Raw genomic sequence first — 16,058 nt, 5'->3', positions numbered from 1 at the left:
CACTCTCATGTTTATACGTTACTGGGCCGCCGCCTTACTTGCCCTATGCCTCACCGCCTGCAGCGGCAATTACACGTTCAACGATGAGGAATACCGCCCACTGGGCGAACCGCAAGCCGTACAGCGCAGCAACTGAGTTTAAGGAGTTAACAGCCATGGAACTGGTATTCGATGTGGTCAGTGCGCAGCAGTTTGTGCCGGGGCTATTGACCACCAAAACCTTCAAGCAGGCCGGCGGAATTATTGGGCGGGCGGAAGAATGCGATTGGGTGATTCCGGATCGCAAGCGTGTGCTGTCCAGCCGGCATGCCGAGGTGACCTATCGCAATGGCGCCTTCTACCTGACCGATACCAGCAGCAACGGTATCCAGCTGAAAGACAGCGGTGCCAGCCTGCGCAAGGGCGAGGCCCAGCGCATCGAGCATGGCAGTGTGTATTGCTTTGGCGACTTCGAGCTGCGGGCGCGGCTGATTCAGGACCCGGCGCTGTTCGCCGGCGACATCGGCCGTGCGCAGCCCGCCGGCAGCATCATCCCGGACGACGCGTTTCTCGACCTAGACCCGCTGACCGCCATCGACCAACAGGAGCGCGTGTATGCCGAGGTCGATGACCTGACGGCGATTCTGCGTCCGCATAGCGTGCAGGCGCAGCAACGCGACTACGCGCAGATTGATGAAGAAAACCTGCTGGTACCTGCGCTGGTGATGCCCACGCCAGAGCCGCAGCCCAAGCGTGCGCCGGAGCCGGTGCGCCTGCCGCCGACCTTCTGGGAAAAGTTCAGCGAGGCCCTCGGAGTCAAACTCGATGACCTCGATGACGATGCCCGCGAAGCCCTGGCCATTCACAGCGCCAAGCTGCTCAAGCAGAGCATCGGCAGCCTGCAGCAGGCCCTGCACACTCGCAGCGAGCTGAAGAACGAACTGCGTTTGGCTCTAACCACCGTGCAGAGCGCTGGCAACAACCCGCTTAAGCACACCGCCGACAGCGCGGAGGCTTTGACCACGCTGCTACGTGGCGGCAAGGCCGGACAACTGAGCGCTGAGCAGACTATCAGCCGCAGCTTCCGTGATCTGCAAGCGCACCAAGTGGCGCTGCTCGCTGCCAGCCGCGCAGCGGTCAAGGGCATGTTCGAGCAACTGTCGCCGGAGCAACTGAGCCTGCGGTTCGAGCGCGAAGGTCGTAAGCCGCTGATCGCCACCGCCGGCAGCCGCTGGCGCGCTTACCGTCGCCTGCACACGCGCCTTACGCAGAACGATGACTGGAGCGACCGCCTGTTCGCCCGCGACTTCGCCCATACCTACGAAGAACAGGCTCGCCTGATCGCCACCCTAAACACCGATCTTCAAGGATGATCTTCATGCCCCGTTTCACCTGCATGGCCCTGTTGGCCGCGCTGTTCAGCCTGAGTGGCTGCGCGGCGCTTTCGCCCTATTCGGATATGACCAAGCTCGACCTGACCCTCAACGGCACCGATGAGCTCAACCCGGATCTCAATGGCCGCCCTTCGCCGATCGTGCTGCATCTGATCGAGTTGAAGCACCCGGTGGCCTTTGAAACCGCCGATTTCTTCTCGCTCTATCAGCGTCCCAAAGAAGTCTTGGCTCCCGATTTGGTGGTGCTCGAAGAGCTTGAGCTGCGCCCTGGCGAGCAGCGCGAAATGAAACTCTCGGTGCAGCCAGGCAGTCGTTATGTCGGCGTGCTGGCGGCCTACCGTGACCTGCCGGAAAGCAACTGGCGCGTGGTCATTCCACTGCAGGAGCACGAGCGGAACAGCAGCGTCCTGACCCTTAATGCCCAGGGCATCAAAACCCAAAATGACCTCAACAAGGCAGGGAAATAAGCCATGGCCATGCATAAAGTGGTCTGGCAGGAAGGCATGCTGCTGCGCCCGCAGCACTTCCAGCAGAACGACCGTTACTACGACTATCAACTGAAAACTCGCACACAGAAGCTCGACAGCTACGCCTGGGGGTTTTTCGAATTAGAGATTGATCGTCAGTTTCTCAACATGGGCAAGCTGGTGGTGAGCAAAGCCAGCGGCATCCTGCCCGATGGCACCCTGTTCGACATCGGCGCCGAGCGTGAACCGCTGGCCATGGACATACCACCGAACACCGGCAACACACCGGTGTACCTGGCCCTGCCGCTGGTTACCGGTAACCATATCGAGAGCCGCCGTCCGGAGCAGCAGGACGTGCTGGCGCGTTTTACCGCCTTCGATGAGGAGGTGACTGACTCCAATGCCGGCGACAGCGCATCGAGTCAAGTCAGCTGTGGCCGCCCGGACTTCCGCCTGCTGCTCGGCGAGCAACAGAGCGATCAGGCCTACGTCAAACTGCAGCTGTGCGACGTACTCGACACCACCCCGGACGGGGTGATCAGCATTGATCCGGAATTTATTCCCACCTACGTCAACTTCCAGGCGTCCGCCTACTTGCTGAGCTGCCTCAAGGAAGTGATCAGCATGCTCGCCCACCGGGGCGATATCCTTGCTGAACGTATTCGCGCCACCGGCAAAGTCGGCGGCGCGGAAGTCGGCGATTTTATGATGCTGCAGCTGATCAACCGCTTCGAACCGGTGCTGCGTCATTACCTGGGCATCGAGCAGGTACACCCGGAACAGATCTACCGTGAATTGCTCGGCCTGCTCGGTGAGCTCGCAACCTTCTCCAGCGAGATCAAACGCCCGCGCCTGGAAGGCCGCTACCTGCACAGCGACCAGGGTGTGAGCTTCCGCAAACTGATGGATGCGATCCGCCAGGTGCTATCGATGGTGCTGGAACAGCACGCCATTGAGATGCTTCTGCAGCAGCGTCAGTACGGCATTCAAGTGTCGCCGTTGCACGACCACAAACTACTCGCCACCTCCACCTTTGTCCTCGCCGCTAGCGCCCAGTGCGACTCGGAAGAACTGCGCCAGCGCCTGCCTGCGCACCTCAAGGTTGGTCCGGTGGAGCAGATTCGCCAACTGGTCAACCTGCACCTGCCCGGCATCAAGGTCAAACCGATGCCCGTGGCACCGCGGCAGATCCCCTTCCACTCGGGCAAGACCTACTTCGCCCTGGAACTGGGCTCCGAGGAACTGGCGCAGTTGGAACGCTCCGGCGGCTTCGCCTTCCACGTGTCCGGCGAGTTCTCCGGGCTTGAGATGAAATTCTGGGCGATCAGGAACTGACGATGACGACCAAAGAAATGGAATTCGGCCAGGACGACAAAACCGTCATCCTCAACCGCAAGGGTGATGCCCCGGCACTCAGCCCGCTGACAGACTTCGCCGCGCCGCCGAAATTCGAGCAACTGGAAGAGCGGATGATTTACGCCGCGCGCCTGCGCCCAGCGGAGAGCTTCAACGTCAGCCTCAACCCGCTCGTAGCCGCGGCGGCCAGCCTGCTGTCGGAAGTGGTGCGCCTCAAGCACAGCTTCGACGGTGAAGACATGCATGCGCTGAACCAGCGCCTGGCCAGCGCCATCAAGCTGTTCGAGCACCGCGCCCTGCATGAAGGCGCGGAAAGCAGTCAGGTGATGGCCGCGCGCTATGTGCTGTGCACCGTGGTCGATGAGGCAGTCGTCACTACGCCATGGGGCAACGAGAGCGAATGGTCGCAGATGAGCCTGCTGTCCTCCTTCCACAACGAGACCTTCGGCGGCGAGAAGTTCTTCCAGCTGCTCGAGCGCCTGTCGCGCAACCCGGTCAAGCACCTGCCGATGCTCGAGCTGATGTACCTGTGCCTGTCCCTCGGTTTCGAGGGCAAGTACCGCGTGCTGCCACGCGGCATGCTTGAGCTGGAAGCGGTGCGCGACAGCCTGTACCGGCAAATCCGGCAGATGCGCGGCGACGTGCCGCGCGAGGTTTCGCCGCACTGGCAAGGCCTGAAAGACACCCGCCGGCGCCTGGTGCGCATCGTGCCGTGGTGGCTGGTGGCGGTGTTCACCCTGGTGTGCCTGATGGTGATGTATGGCGGCTTCGCCTGGGTATTGGGCGAACAGCGCGAGACTGTTTTGCAGCCGTACGAGCAACTCGACCCGTCTGCGGGTGTCAGCATGGATGATCTGAAATGAAGCCTTTTTTCGGCAAGTTAGCCGCATTTTTCCGCAAGACGTGGGTATGGAGCTTGTGCCTGGTATTGGTCCTGGCGCTGCTGGTGTGGTTTATCGGCCCGGTGCTCGCGGTCAATGATTACAAGTTCTGGGAATCAGCCACCAGCCGCCTGCTGAGCATCAGCGGGTTGTTCCTGATCTGGGGCCTGACCATGGTCTTCGCCAGTTGGAAAGCAACCGCCCGCAAGCAGGCCGAAGAGGATGACGCAGACGCCCAGGAACGCCTGCGCCGCGAAGGCCTGATCAACGAAGAGCAGTTCGAACTGCGCAATCGTTTCAAGCAGGCCCTGCACACCCTCAAGCGCTCCAGCCTGTACCGCGGGCACAGCGAGAAATGGCGCAATGAACTGCCCTGGTACCTGTTACTTGGTCCGCAAAGCAGCGGCAAAACAAGCCTGCTGGACTTTTCTGGCCTGGAGTTCCCGCTCAACCGCGGTGACCAGCAACGCCTGACCAAGGACGTTTCTGGCACCCGTTATGCCGACTGGTATTTCGCCGACCACGCGGTACTGATCGACACCGCCGGACGCTACCTGACCCAGCCCGACCCGGCCATCGACAGCCGCGCGTGGGACACTCTGCTGGGCCTGCTACGCAAACGCCGCGCGCGACCGCTCAACGGCGTGCTGGTGATTATTCCGGTGGAGCAGCTGCAAGGCGGCAGCGAAATCGAACTGGAAAACCTCGCCCGCCAAACCCGTCAACGCCTGCAGGACATTCACCAGCGCCTGGGCGCTGATGTACCGGTTTACCTGGTGCTGAGTAAGGCCGATAAGGTCCTGGGTTTCGATGAGTTCTTCGACCAATTGTCTCGCGAAGAAAGCGATCAAGTCCTCGGCGCGACCTTCCGCAAGGAGCAGAACGCCACCGATGTGCACGTGATTCGTGAGGAGTTCGAGGTACTGCTACGCCGCCTCAACAGCCAGGTGATTTTGCACATGCACCAAGAGCGCGACACCCAGCGCCGTGGCCGCATTCTCGACTTCCCACACCAGCTGGGCCTGCTCGGCGAGCGTCTGTGTCTGTTTAGCGAACTGGCGTTCAGCGGCAACCGTTACCAGCGCGCCAGCCAGTTGCGAGGGTTCTATTTGACCAGCGCACCTGAGCTGAACGACCCGCTCGATCCCAGCACCAGCAGCATCGGCCGCAATTTGGGGTTGGCAAGTAACGCGCTGCCGACCTTCCGTACAGGACGCGCACGCTTTATCAATCAACTGCTCAGCCGGGTGATCTTCCCCGAAGCGGATCTGGCTGGCCTCGACCAGAAGGAAGTACGGCGTATCGACTGGGGGCAGCGCGCCATGTACACCACGGCCTTGATGGTGATCGGCGTATTCGGCTTGGTCTGGGCAGGTAGCTATTCCGGCAACCATGGCCGCCTGGAACAGCTGCGCAACCTGGCGCTGCAACTGACCCAGCAGCACAGCAACCTCAGCGCTCAAGATGACGCCCTGCGCACCCTCAAAGCGCTGGATCACAGCTACGCCGCCACCCAGGTGTTCCCGCCAGTGGACGAAGTGCCCTACTTGCAACGCGGCGGCCTGTACCAGGGCGAGAACGTCGACCCGACGCTGCAACAGGCCTACCGCGCCGAGCTGGAAAACCTGCTGTTGAGCCGCGTAGGTCGCCAGTTGGAAGCACAAGTGCGCGCCAACCTGAATGACCGTGAGCGCCTGCTCAACAGCCTGCGTGCTTATCTGATGCTCAACCTGGAGGAGCGCCGCGATAAGGCCTTCCTGCAGGAGTGGCTGGCGGCCGACTGGTCGCTGCGTTACGCCGGCAATAGCAGCGGCCAGCGCGGTCTGAACGAGCACTTCGAGCGTCTGTTGTCCGCGTCGTTCACACCTTATTCGCTAAATGCACCACTGGTGGCTCAGGCCCGGCAGATCCTGCGCAGCGAATCGCTGGCCAACGTGGTCTACCGCATGCTCCGTGACCAGGCCCGCAGCCTGCCGGAGTATCGTCTGAGTCAGAAACTCGGCCCGCAAGCGGGTCTGTTCGCCGGCAGTGACTATGCCATTCCGGGCTTCTACACCCAGGTTGGCTACCAGAAGACCTTCACCGCCAAGGGCGCCGACCTGGTGCGCAACCTGCTGCGCGACAACTGGGTGCTCGGCGAAGGCGATACCTTGAGCAGTAACGACCTCAGCCGTCTGCTGGTGGAGATGGAGCAGCTGTACTTCCGCGATTACGCCAACTACTGGGGCGAAGCCCTCGCACAACTGTTCCTGGACCCAATCGACAGCGCCGGCCAGGGCGCCCTGCAACTGGCCGGCCTGACCGCCGCCAATTCGCCGTTGCTGCAATTGCTGGTGGAGGTGCGCGACAACACCCGTTTCAAAGGCATGGCCGAAGCCGCCGATGACGCCGGGGCAGCCGCCGAAGCGCTAGAGGGTGCCAAGGGAAAACTCGGTAAAGCCGCCAAACTCGCCAGTGCTGCCGCCGAACAGGCGCAGGCGGCACTGGTGAAAAATCTGCCCGACACCGCCCGTAAAACCCTAGAGCGCCGCTTTGAACCACTGCACCGTTTGCTCGACGAAAACGGTGGGGCTGGCCCAGAACTGGCCACCACCCTGCAGGCGCTGGATGCCCTGCAACTGCAACTGGCCAGCCTGGCCCATGCCAGCGCTCCGGAGCAGGCTGCGTTTGAACTGGCCAAAGCACGCATGGGTGGCCAACGGGATGCGATCAACCAGGTGCGCAGCAGTGCCACACGCTTGCCGCAACCGATCGGCAACTGGCTCAGCCTAGTCGCGGAAGACAGCTGGACGCTGGTGCTTAACGACGCCTACCACTACCTCAACCAGCGCTATAAAACAGAGCTCTATGCCGCCTATGACGGCTCGCTGAAGCAGCGTTATCCGTTCAGCGCAGACAGCGAAAGCGATGTGGCGATTGCGGACTTTCGTGAGTTCTTCAAGGCCCAGGGGATTGCCGAGCGCTTCTTCGACAGCTACCTCAAACCGTTCGTCAGCGGCACCGCGGGGCAGTACCAACTGCGCCGGGTGGACGGCCGTGGCCTGCCATTGTCGCGCGAGTTCCTGCAGCAAATGAGCCATGCGCAAACCATCCGCCGCAGCTTCTTCGCCGAGAACCCCAACGAGCCGCATGTGCTGTTCAAGCTCGAACCCTACTCGCTGGACTCCAGTCTGGGGCGCGCTGATTTTCGCTTCGGCAGCCAACAGATGGAATACCGCCACGGGCCCATTGTGCAGACCGCCTTCAGTTGGCCAGCCGCTGCCGATGAAGGCCGCACCAGCCTGGTGGTGGAAGAGCTCGGCGGGCGCAAGGTCGGGATCGAGAAGAACACCGGCCCCTGGTCACTGTTCCGCCTGCTCGACCTGATGAGTGTGGACCACCACAGTGGCCGCGATGTGCTGATGCTCAAGGCCGATCTTGGCGGCTTGCGCGCCAACTACCTGTTGCACAGCCAGCGCTCGCCGAACCCGTTTGACCTGGAGCAGCTGCGCAGCTTCAAACTACCGGCCACGCTCTGATGACGACAGTTGCCAACCGCTGGCGCAGCGCGGCGCGTACCGACACTGGCAAGGTGCGAGCGCGCAACGAAGATGCCTTTCTGGCCCTGCCGGAACAGGGCTTGTGGGTGGTTGCCGACGGCATGGGCGGGCACCAGAACGGTGCCCTGGCCAGCCGTTTGATTGTCGAGCAGTTGGCCGAACCGAGCATGGGTGACTTGCCGCAGCGTCTGGACGAGCTGCGCAAACGCCTGCACACCCTTAACCGCCGCCTCGGCCAGGAACTGACGGTCACCTCAGAGCACCCTGACCCGGTGATAGGCAGCACGGTAGTAGCGCTGCTAATCGAAGGCGATCGCGCGGCCTGCGTGTGGGCCGGCGACAGCCGCTGCTACTTGTGGCGCGGCAACCGACTGTACCAGCTCAGCCGTGATCACTCGCTGCTGCAGCAACTGATCAATGAACAGCAACTGAGTCCCAGCGAAGCCGCTCAACATCCGGCCGCGCACGCCCTGACGCGCGCCATCGGTGCCAGTGACGAACTGAAGCTGGAAATCCTCGAGCTGGACACCCTCCCTGGCGACGCCTTTCTGCTGTGCAGCGATGGCCTCTACCAAGGCGTGTCCGTCGACAACCTCGGGGCTGCGCTTAATCTGCCCTCACCACAGCTCACCCTGAATCGTTTGTTCCAACAGGCCCTCGACGGCCCTGCGCGGGACAACCTGAGTGCGGTGGTGATACGCCGATGAGGACTCACGAATGAGTGAACAACTGCTCGACGACATGCCGCGGGCCAGCGACCTAACCTACTTCGCCCTAGCCGCGACGGCTGCCAAAGCGGCCGCACAAGCCCCGCGCGAAGTACTCAGCGAACTGCCGGAAGTGCTCGGCGGCCGTTACAAGATCGAGCGCCTGCTCGGAGTCGGCGGCATGGGGGCGGTGTATCGCGCCCGTGACCTGCTGCGCGAACAGTTCGGTGACCCCGAACCGTATGTGGCGCTGAAAACCCTTAGCGATGACTTCGCCGAGTACCCGGACGCCAACGCGCTGCTGTACAGCGAGTTCGTCCTCACTGCACGGCTTAATCATCCGCATGTGGTGCGCCTGCTCGGCTTCGAGGTGGATGTGCCAAGCCAGCGCGCTTTCCTCACCCTGGAGCTGCTCAAGGGCCTGACGCTGGATCAACTGCTCAGTGAACGCCCCGACGGCCTGCCCTGGGGCGAGCTACAGGAAATCACCATCGCCCTGCTCGAGGCCCTGAGCTATTCGCACGGCCTCGGCGTGCTGCATGGCGACCTGAAACCGAGCAATGTGATGCTCGCCGAAGGCGGCCTGCGCCTGTTCGATTATGGCCTCGGCCAGCTCGTAGATGGTCTGGCGCCCAGCCTGCCGCGCCTGTGCCGCAACCGCTTTACCGCCTGGACGCCGCGTTACGCCGCCCTGGAATTGCTCGACGGTGCGCCGCTTAGTGCTGCCGCTGATGTCTATGCCGTGGCGTGCGTACTGTACGAGCTGGCCAGTGGTCGTCACCCATTCAGCCGGCAGAGCGCCAAACAGGCCAAGGCCATGGACCTGGGTAAACAGCTGCACCGCCCCGAGCGGTTACCCGCGCATTGCTGGCCAGCCTTGCGCACCGCGCTGGCGTTCGATGAAGCGCAGCGCAGCATCACTTGCGCACAGCTGCTTGAGGTATTTCGAAAGCCCGCGCCCAGCGGCTGGCGGCGCTGGCTACGGCACGACAACTCGTAGATTGGTGCTGAGGCACGAAGCCCAACTCTGCACCGTGCAACTAGCAATACCCGGCACCAATGGATGATTTTTTAACAAGGAAATGACTATGTTCAACTTGGCCAATGCAACCCACTTCAGCCTGAGCATCGAAGGCCTTGAGCACGACCTGCAAGTGCTCGAGTTCAGCGGTCGCGAAGCCATCAGTCAGCCTTATCGCTTCGAGCTGGAACTGGTCAGCGAGCGCCCAGACCTTGAGCTGCAAAGCCTGCTGCATCAGCGCGCCTTTCTCGCCTTTAGTCCAGATGGCCTGGGCATCCACGGCCTGATCTACCAGGTCGCCCAAGGCGAATCTGGCAAGCGCCTGACCCGCTACAAACTGAGCATCGTGCCGCAGCTGAGTTACCTGGCCCTGCGCACCAACCAGCGGATCTTCCAGCACATGACGGTGCCGCAGATCGTCGCCCAGGTGCTGCAAGAGCACGGCATCGCCCTTGGCGGTTACCAGTTCCAGCTCGGTCCAACCGTTTACCCCAAGCGCGACTACTGCGTGCAGTACGACGAGAGCGACCTGCACTTCGTCCAGCGCCTGTGCGAGGAGGAAGGCATTCACTACCACTTCCAGCACAGCGAGCAAGGCCATGTGCTGATGTTCGGTGATGACCAAAGCGCCTTCGGCAAACTCGGCCAACCCACTGCCTACCTGCAGGACAACGGTATGACCGCCGATGAGCCGGTGATCAAGCGCTTTGCCGTACGCCTGGAAACCCGCACCAGCCGCATCACCCGTCGCGATTACGACTTCGAACAACCGCGCCTGCTGCTGGAAGCCGCCGTCAAGGAGGATCGTGATCCCGAGGCCAAGCCGCTGCCGGATCTAGAGGACTACGACTACCCCGGTCGCTTTGTCGACCGTACGCGCGGCAAGCACCTCAGCCAACGCCACCTCGAACGCCACCGCGCCGATTACCGTCTGGCTGAAGGCCGTGGCGATCAGCCAAAACTGCTCAGCGGGCATTTTCTCGAACTCTCCGACCACCGGCGCCAGGACTACAACGACCTCTGGCTGCTGCATGAAGTCATCCACCAAGGCAAACAGCCCCAAGTGCTGGAAGAGTCCATCACCGACTTTTCACTCCCCTCTCCCATTCATGGGAGAGGGGCCGGGGGAGAGGGTTTGACCGACGCAAACTTTATCCAGGGCTACCGCAACCACTTCACCGCCACACCTTGGGACGTACCCTTCCGCCCGCAGCTTACCCATCCAAAACCCAAGGTGCTAGGTAGCCAGACCGCCGTGGTCACCGGACCCGCGGGTGAGGAAATCCACTGCGACGAGTACGGCCGAATCAAAGTGCAATTTTTCTGGGACCGCGAAGGCCAGGCAGACGATAAGACCAGTTGCTGGCTGCGCGTGGCCTCCAGCTGGGCCGGCGATGGCTACGGCGGCATCGCCATCCCACGCATTGGCATGGAAGTGCTGGTGACCTTCCTCGAAGGCGACCCCGACCAACCGCTGGTCACCGGCTGCCTGTACCACGCCGAACACGTCGTGCCTTATGAACTGCCGGCGAACAAGACCCGCACCGTATTCAAAACCCTCAGTACACCGGGTGGCGGTGGCTACAACGAGCTGCGCATCGAAGACAAGAAAGGCGCCGAGCAGATCTACCTGCACGCCCAGCGCGACTGGGACGAAAACATCGAGCACGACCAGAAGATCCGCGTCGGCCATGAACGCCACGACACGGTCGAAGCCAACAGCTACACCGAGCTCAAAGCCGAAGAACACCTGACCGTCAAAACCGAGCGCAAGGTCGAGGTCAAACCCGACGACCACCTCACCGTCGGGCAGAACCAACACATCAAACTCGGCACCGCGCAACTGACCAACGCCGGCCGCGAAATCCACCTCAAAGCCGGGCAGAAAATGGTCATCGAAGCCGCCACCGAACTGACCCTCAACGCCGGCGGCAGCTTTATCAAACTCGACCCCGGCGGCATCACCCTCAGCGGCCCCCTGGCCAAAATCAACGCGGGCGGCGCAGCGGGTAAAGGCTTGGGGATCGGGATTAAACCACCGTCGCTACCAGGTACGGCGGACAGCGATAAGGCGGGGAGTTTGTTGGATGAGGCGTTGGTTGGCGACCTGCCCACCCCCAAAAATAAACTACAAAGAACCATGAATTTTTCAGGCTGAGGTAGACAGTGAACACCATGACCAAAACAAACACGCCTAGGAGCCAATCTATAACCGGCCAGATGATCGTTTTCATCCTGTCCTGTGGTTATCTGACTGGTTGTAAAGCCCTTGAACTTGAACCCATTACCTATGAAGAAGCCGTCACCCAATATCAGGAAGGGGGTGGCATCGAGAATTACCGCTGCGCGCTGTTTCCGGCCGATGAGCAGTACAAAACTCTGGACGATTCCCAACCAATCGCCGTCGAGATCGATGAAGTGCTGTTCGTCAAGATTGATGGATTTGTCCATGAATTGCAGCAACGCGAGATCGATGAAACGCGCACCGCCTATGCCTTCGGAGACATGAGCGCCACCCTCACCACGGTCAGCCAGTTCAATCAGTCCGAATACAACGAGTCAGATGACCGGCACGTTGACCTTAGCTTCGAATCTGCCGGCCAAACGGCTACCTACAAGACCTTCGGAGCGGCCTGCGGCCTCTGACCGTTAAAGACGATCACAATTTTTCATAGGACAAGTCATGACAGGGCGTCGCTTCAAAATCGTTGAAAGTGTGGGCAGCCGTCTCGAGGACGTAAACAGTTACGAAGATCTCGCCAAGCACCATCCTTCCTCGGGTCGTGAGCCGAACCGGGATTACGAGACAATCAATGGCCAGCTCGAAGAAGTGCGTCCTATAGGTGGTCGCACGCTCATCAAGAAGGACTTCGTGCTGCTGGTCAATGGCAGCAACCGCTCCATCCCCGTTCCCAGCCCTCTGCAAGGCTATGCCAAGACAAATCGCGCCTACGGCACGTTGAAGATTTTCGATGCCCCGAGCAATGGAAAGCTACTTGGGCAGATCCTGCACCTAGACCCGGCCTTCAAGGTCAATGATGGCGATGCAATCAGCTATGGCCAGCACATCGGTGTACAGGCCGGGACAGGGCGGACCGGGACGCAGAGCTACGCAATTCACGTCCATGCCGAACTCGAAGAAGCCGACTTCAAACGCTACATTGCTGACATTATCAACGGCACCCTCAACCCGGACGATGAAAAACCAAACCTCGGAAGTGATGGGGAAAACACCGCCAGCGGAGACTGGTGCTACCCGTGCACCGCATCCGCCGGCAATACGCTGCAAAACCTGACCGCCTTGAGCAAGGCCAAGTCCGGGTTCTATCCCATCGGTGGAAACGGCCTTTGGCACGGCGGTATCCACCTGGACAAGGGCACCTGCGAAGCCTTCGATCAGAGCCGTGTAAACTGCATGACTCATGGTGAAGTGGTCACTTATCGCATAGACGAAGAGTACCCAATCAGCACCTACGCAGGTCGACGACCACTACAGATAAGGGCGCCGTTCTCCACCGGCTTTGTCCTGGTCAGGCATACGCTCCAGCCCAAGGCGACCGCAACCGCTGGCGAGGCGCAACCCAAACCGCCGACGCTGAGCCTCTACAGCCTCTACATGCATCTCAAGTGTTGGAAAGACTACAGACAGAACGAGAAGCTGGAGCGGCCAGCCTTCTGGAGCTCCAACACCTATACCGTCAATACCCGCAGTGACGAACTCAACGTCAGGGCCGAAGCGCGCAGCAATGCGTCGATTATCGGCAAACTCAGCAAGGGCGCTCAGGTTCGCGCTTCGGGCGAAGGGGCCTTTCTCAAGCTCGAACAGGTGATAAGCGGCAATGATCAGCCCGTCCTCACACCAAGGGCGGACGGTAACCTGCCAGGTTATGTAGCCTCCTCCTTCCTGAGGGCTCAATCGCAGCCCAAGGCCACGGACTCGGTGGTAATCCTCGACCCGCCCGTGCCGATCAAGGCCGGCGACCTGATCGGCCATGTCGGTAAGTACCAGAACCAGAGCGACGGTTCGCCTCAGGAACTGCTACATCTGGAAGTATTCAGTTGCGAGGACGTGCCTGCGTTCATTGAGAAAAGCCGCGCGTGGGCACAGAGTCTACCGGCTGAGGAAAGGACGCTGCTCAAAGTCCATGCGGGGGCGAGCAAGCTGATCCCACATAGAGACAATATCAAGGCTGGCAACCCTCCGAAACTGACCGATGCAGGGACAGAAATCGGTGTCGATCTGATCCTCCCTCAAAGCTTGCTAGATGCATTACCGCCTGAGGCCAAGATCAAGGTAGCAGCCAGCAATACAGCTACTGGCTGCACCCCTGAAACCAATTGGTGGCGACTCGATAACCTTCTGGCCGACAAGGATGGTCAGCCCATCAGCGGCTGGCTGGCAGAACAGGATCTCATCACAACCCGCCATAGCCCATGGGAATGGGAAGGCTTCGACTTTGTAGAAGATACTGACACCCCACGCTCGGGGCTGGCCTACTACCTCAACACGGCTCGCCGCCTTTCCGAGGATGAACAGGCAAGCTACCAAGGCGCCATCAACCAGTCCGACAAAGGCCCGGTGCGCAGCCGTCTTTACGACATCATCGACACCAACCGCGACGGCAAGATGACCTCCGAAGAAGTCAAGGCAGCACTGGAAAAGCCCTGGCATGCCCAATCCATCTCGCAGCTCGTCACGCGCCATGACAGCGAATGGTTCTGGGATGCTGCGCGCTGGGACGAACTCGATGACCTGATGGGCAACGCAGCCGATGATCCCAACCAGAATTGGGTCGCAGAGAAGGAAAGAATTAAAACGTTATCTTGGTGGAAAGAATTGGTCGGCCAGCCGGGGATTGCGGCAGATGGGGTAGCTTGGCACTTTCATCCCATGGCTCTAATTCATCCAGAAACCACCGATCTTCGCGAGCTTCAGGTCCGGGCATTTCTAAGAATGATCAGAGTCGGTGAAGGAACCGTAGGCACTGGCGGCTATGAAAAGCTCTTTGGAGGCTCATCTTTTATTAAAGATCATGGGAAAACTTTCTCTGATCATCCACAAATCAAAATCAAGAAAAGTGGTTACACATCATCTGCTTCCGGCGCGTACCAAGTTATGGGTTATACATGGACTGACAAATCTGTCATGAATTTTAGAAACAAACTAAACATTCATGATTTCACGCCACTCTCGCAAGATAGATTTTGCGTAGCACTGTTAAAATTCAAGGTCAGAGGTAAAACTCTAGATCTAATTATTTCCGGGAAAATTAAAGAAGCTATAGAAAATAGCAGTTGGGAGTGGGCCAGCCTTCCCCCTGGCCGATATGGTCAGCCCATAGAGACAATGCAAGAGGCCATAGAGAATTACGAAAAATTCCTTCAAGAAGAAAAAAACGGAATTTCGGATCTCTACTTGAAGCCTGGATTCTTAAAGGAGTTTGGATATTAATGAAACCCATCAAAACAGCAGCTTTTTTTTTATATTACCTATCAGTAACTGGCTGCGCTATAGCTTCGACCCCCGCGCCCAATAACGACATCATTCGATGGAAATTCGAGGATACTGTCGGCAGATGGTCTCCAAACTGCGCAGAAATAAACGGAATCAACATCTATGACCCCAAAAAAATAACAATAGAAGTAAACTCAAACCAAATACATATACACTCAACTGGCACTATTAGCGACGACACTCTAACTATCACCTTAAAATCCCCCGAAGATCTTGGGAGAGGTGGCATGATGTTAGAGTGGGATAATTTCTCAAAGGAAAAGCCAATCGCTAAAATCAAGTTTATTTCTGAAGATAAATCTAAGGTAGAGTGGCTAGGTTTCTACAATGAAAGATTGAAAAATAGAACATGGGTTAGCGAGCCGGATTTTCTTGCAACAAGAAATAACATTTTCTCCAGATGCAAAGACCAATAAACAGACGCAATCCCCCTGAGCCATCAAGACCCGAATGTACGCAGTCCAGTCAACCGGGATATTGAGGAGTCAGGTCTTGTCTTTTGCTGAGCCCTGCGCCAAAAAAGCAAAAGGCAAGACCTGACTTGATCTTCTAGGTGATGAATACCTTCGAGCGCATAGTCATTTACATGCGTGGCATTGGTGATGAGGTTGGCAGAGTAAGAACATCGATGTAGTTTTGGTCACGAAGGCTGGCCGATCTAGGCCGCTGCGCGCTGACAGAAAGTTTGGACTTTGAGTTACAGCTGAGGATGTTGATTTAGCCTAAGTGTACTCTGCTTCCAAGCTATCAAGACGCTTATCGATCAGTTCAATCCAGGCTGTTAGTCCGTTAAAGTTTTTTTCGTTCAAATCGCAGTGCGCCAGATACAGCTTTATGCTTTGAGGAGTGGTTGCGTTTGTTAGATCTATATAGTTGCTTATATAGTCTGACTTAAACTGCCGCCAGGCCGACATAATGAATCCTGCGCCATTAGAATTTAGCCAGCTTTTTTCATGATTAGCTTGTCTATCACTATGCAACTGCTTTTTAAATCTTCAATTTGCTTTAATAGGTTGTTTTCTGAATTTTTAAATTTTGCTTGTGAGGCAGGTGTACTATTAGGGCTGACTGTCATTAGTATTTTAACTAGGCAATCAGCGGCACTGGCGGGGATTGAGGCGAAGCATTGGCATTTCCCGCCCAGAGAACTAATTAACTTGTTTAGGAAATGTGGGTGGCTAAGTGCACGTGAACTGGTC

At 58.8% G+C, this 16,058-nt stretch carries 12 protein-coding genes; all 12 read left to right on the top strand.

Going from position 1 to position 16,058, the window contains the following annotated elements; genetic code table 11:
* Window positions 1-7 precede the first annotated feature (7 nt).
* The 12 genes from AC56DI_RS05670 to AC56DI_RS05615 all read left to right on the top strand — a co-directional run bounded on the left by AC56DI_RS05670 (window position 8) and on the right by AC56DI_RS05615 (window position 15,275).
* Window positions 8-136, top strand: a complete 129-nt coding sequence (locus AC56DI_RS05670) for a type VI secretion protein (RefSeq protein WP_496345291.1) — start codon at window positions 8-10, stop codon at window positions 134-136.
* 19 nt (window positions 137-155) lie between these two features.
* Window positions 156-1,352 carry a type VI secretion system-associated FHA domain protein TagH gene (gene tagH / locus AC56DI_RS05665; RefSeq protein WP_496345290.1) on the top strand — a complete coding sequence of 399 codons (1,197 nt, stop codon included), beginning with the start codon at window positions 156-158 and terminating at the stop codon, window positions 1,350-1,352.
* A gap of 5 nt (window positions 1,353-1,357) precedes the next feature.
* Window positions 1,358-1,840 (top strand): type VI secretion system lipoprotein TssJ, encoded by a 483-nt coding sequence (gene tssJ / locus AC56DI_RS05660; RefSeq protein ID WP_496345289.1) that lies wholly within the window; start codon window positions 1,358-1,360, stop codon window positions 1,838-1,840.
* A gap of 3 nt (window positions 1,841-1,843) precedes the next feature.
* Entirely contained in the window at window positions 1,844-3,175 is a 1,332-nt protein-coding gene (gene tssK, locus AC56DI_RS05655; protein WP_496345288.1) for a type VI secretion system baseplate subunit TssK, read from the top strand.
* Between the two features lie 2 nt (window positions 3,176-3,177).
* Window positions 3,178-4,059: a type IVB secretion system protein IcmH/DotU gene (icmH, locus tag AC56DI_RS05650; RefSeq protein ID WP_496345287.1), complete on the top strand. Its 882-nt coding sequence runs from the start codon at window positions 3,178-3,180 to the stop codon at window positions 4,057-4,059.
* Complete coding sequence (gene tssM, locus AC56DI_RS05645; protein WP_496345286.1) at window positions 4,056-7,595, top strand: type VI secretion system membrane subunit TssM; 3,540 nt, start codon at window positions 4,056-4,058, stop codon at window positions 7,593-7,595. Before icmH ends, tssM begins: the two co-directional genes overlap by 4 nt.
* Window positions 7,595-8,323 carry a PP2C family protein-serine/threonine phosphatase gene (locus tag AC56DI_RS05640; RefSeq protein WP_496345285.1) on the top strand — a complete coding sequence of 243 codons (729 nt, stop codon included), beginning with the start codon at window positions 7,595-7,597 and terminating at the stop codon, window positions 8,321-8,323. The genes tssM and AC56DI_RS05640 overlap by 1 nt, the downstream gene beginning before the upstream one ends.
* 10 nt (window positions 8,324-8,333) lie before the next feature.
* Window positions 8,334-9,323, top strand: coding sequence for a serine/threonine-protein kinase (locus tag AC56DI_RS05635; RefSeq protein WP_496345284.1), 990 nt, complete (start codon window positions 8,334-8,336; stop codon window positions 9,321-9,323).
* Window positions 9,324-9,411: 88 nt separating this feature from the next.
* Complete coding sequence (locus AC56DI_RS05630; protein ID WP_496345283.1) at window positions 9,412-11,502, top strand: type VI secretion system Vgr family protein; 2,091 nt, start codon at window positions 9,412-9,414, stop codon at window positions 11,500-11,502.
* A gap of 17 nt (window positions 11,503-11,519) precedes the next feature.
* Entirely contained in the window at window positions 11,520-11,990 is a 471-nt protein-coding gene (locus AC56DI_RS05625; RefSeq protein ID WP_496345282.1) for a hypothetical protein, read from the top strand.
* A 37-nt stretch (window positions 11,991-12,027) separates the two neighbouring features.
* Window positions 12,028-14,796, top strand: coding sequence for a hypothetical protein (locus AC56DI_RS05620; protein WP_496345281.1), 2,769 nt, complete (start codon window positions 12,028-12,030; stop codon window positions 14,794-14,796).
* The gene (locus AC56DI_RS05615; RefSeq protein ID WP_496345280.1) at window positions 14,796-15,275 is read left to right on the top strand and encodes a hypothetical protein; all 480 of its coding nucleotides are present in this window, start codon (window positions 14,796-14,798) and stop codon (window positions 15,273-15,275) included. Before AC56DI_RS05620 ends, AC56DI_RS05615 begins: the two co-directional genes overlap by 1 nt.
* Window positions 15,276-16,058: the final 783 nt, after the last annotated feature.

Source organism: Pseudomonas sp. BGA-UO-ETr-WB11 (assembly GCF_059567785.1).
Note: the sequence above shows the minus strand (reverse complement) of the source record. Positions and strands in the feature narration are given on the sequence as shown.

Excerpts from the sequence above, each read along its gene's own strand:
- AC56DI_RS05615 (WP_496345280.1), top strand. The coding sequence starts at position 14,796 with ATGAAACCCATCAAAACAGCAGCTTTTTTTTTATATTACCTATCAGTA.
- AC56DI_RS05670 (WP_496345291.1), top strand. The coding sequence starts at position 8 with ATGTTTATACGTTACTGGGCCGCCGCCTTACTTGCCCTATGCCTCACC.
- tssK (WP_496345288.1), top strand. The coding sequence starts at position 1,844 with ATGGCCATGCATAAAGTGGTCTGGCAGGAAGGCATGCTGCTGCGCCCG.
- tagH (WP_496345290.1), top strand. The coding sequence starts at position 156 with ATGGAACTGGTATTCGATGTGGTCAGTGCGCAGCAGTTTGTGCCGGGG.
- AC56DI_RS05630 (WP_496345283.1), top strand. The coding sequence starts at position 9,412 with ATGTTCAACTTGGCCAATGCAACCCACTTCAGCCTGAGCATCGAAGGC.
- tssM (WP_496345286.1), top strand. The coding sequence starts at position 4,056 with ATGAAGCCTTTTTTCGGCAAGTTAGCCGCATTTTTCCGCAAGACGTGG.
- AC56DI_RS05620 (WP_496345281.1), top strand. The coding sequence starts at position 12,028 with ATGACAGGGCGTCGCTTCAAAATCGTTGAAAGTGTGGGCAGCCGTCTC.
- icmH (WP_496345287.1), top strand. The coding sequence starts at position 3,178 with ATGACGACCAAAGAAATGGAATTCGGCCAGGACGACAAAACCGTCATC.
- AC56DI_RS05625 (WP_496345282.1), top strand. The coding sequence starts at position 11,520 with ATGACCAAAACAAACACGCCTAGGAGCCAATCTATAACCGGCCAGATG.
- tssJ (WP_496345289.1), top strand. The coding sequence starts at position 1,358 with ATGCCCCGTTTCACCTGCATGGCCCTGTTGGCCGCGCTGTTCAGCCTG.
- AC56DI_RS05640 (WP_496345285.1), top strand. The coding sequence starts at position 7,595 with ATGACGACAGTTGCCAACCGCTGGCGCAGCGCGGCGCGTACCGACACT.
- AC56DI_RS05635 (WP_496345284.1), top strand. The coding sequence starts at position 8,334 with ATGAGTGAACAACTGCTCGACGACATGCCGCGGGCCAGCGACCTAACC.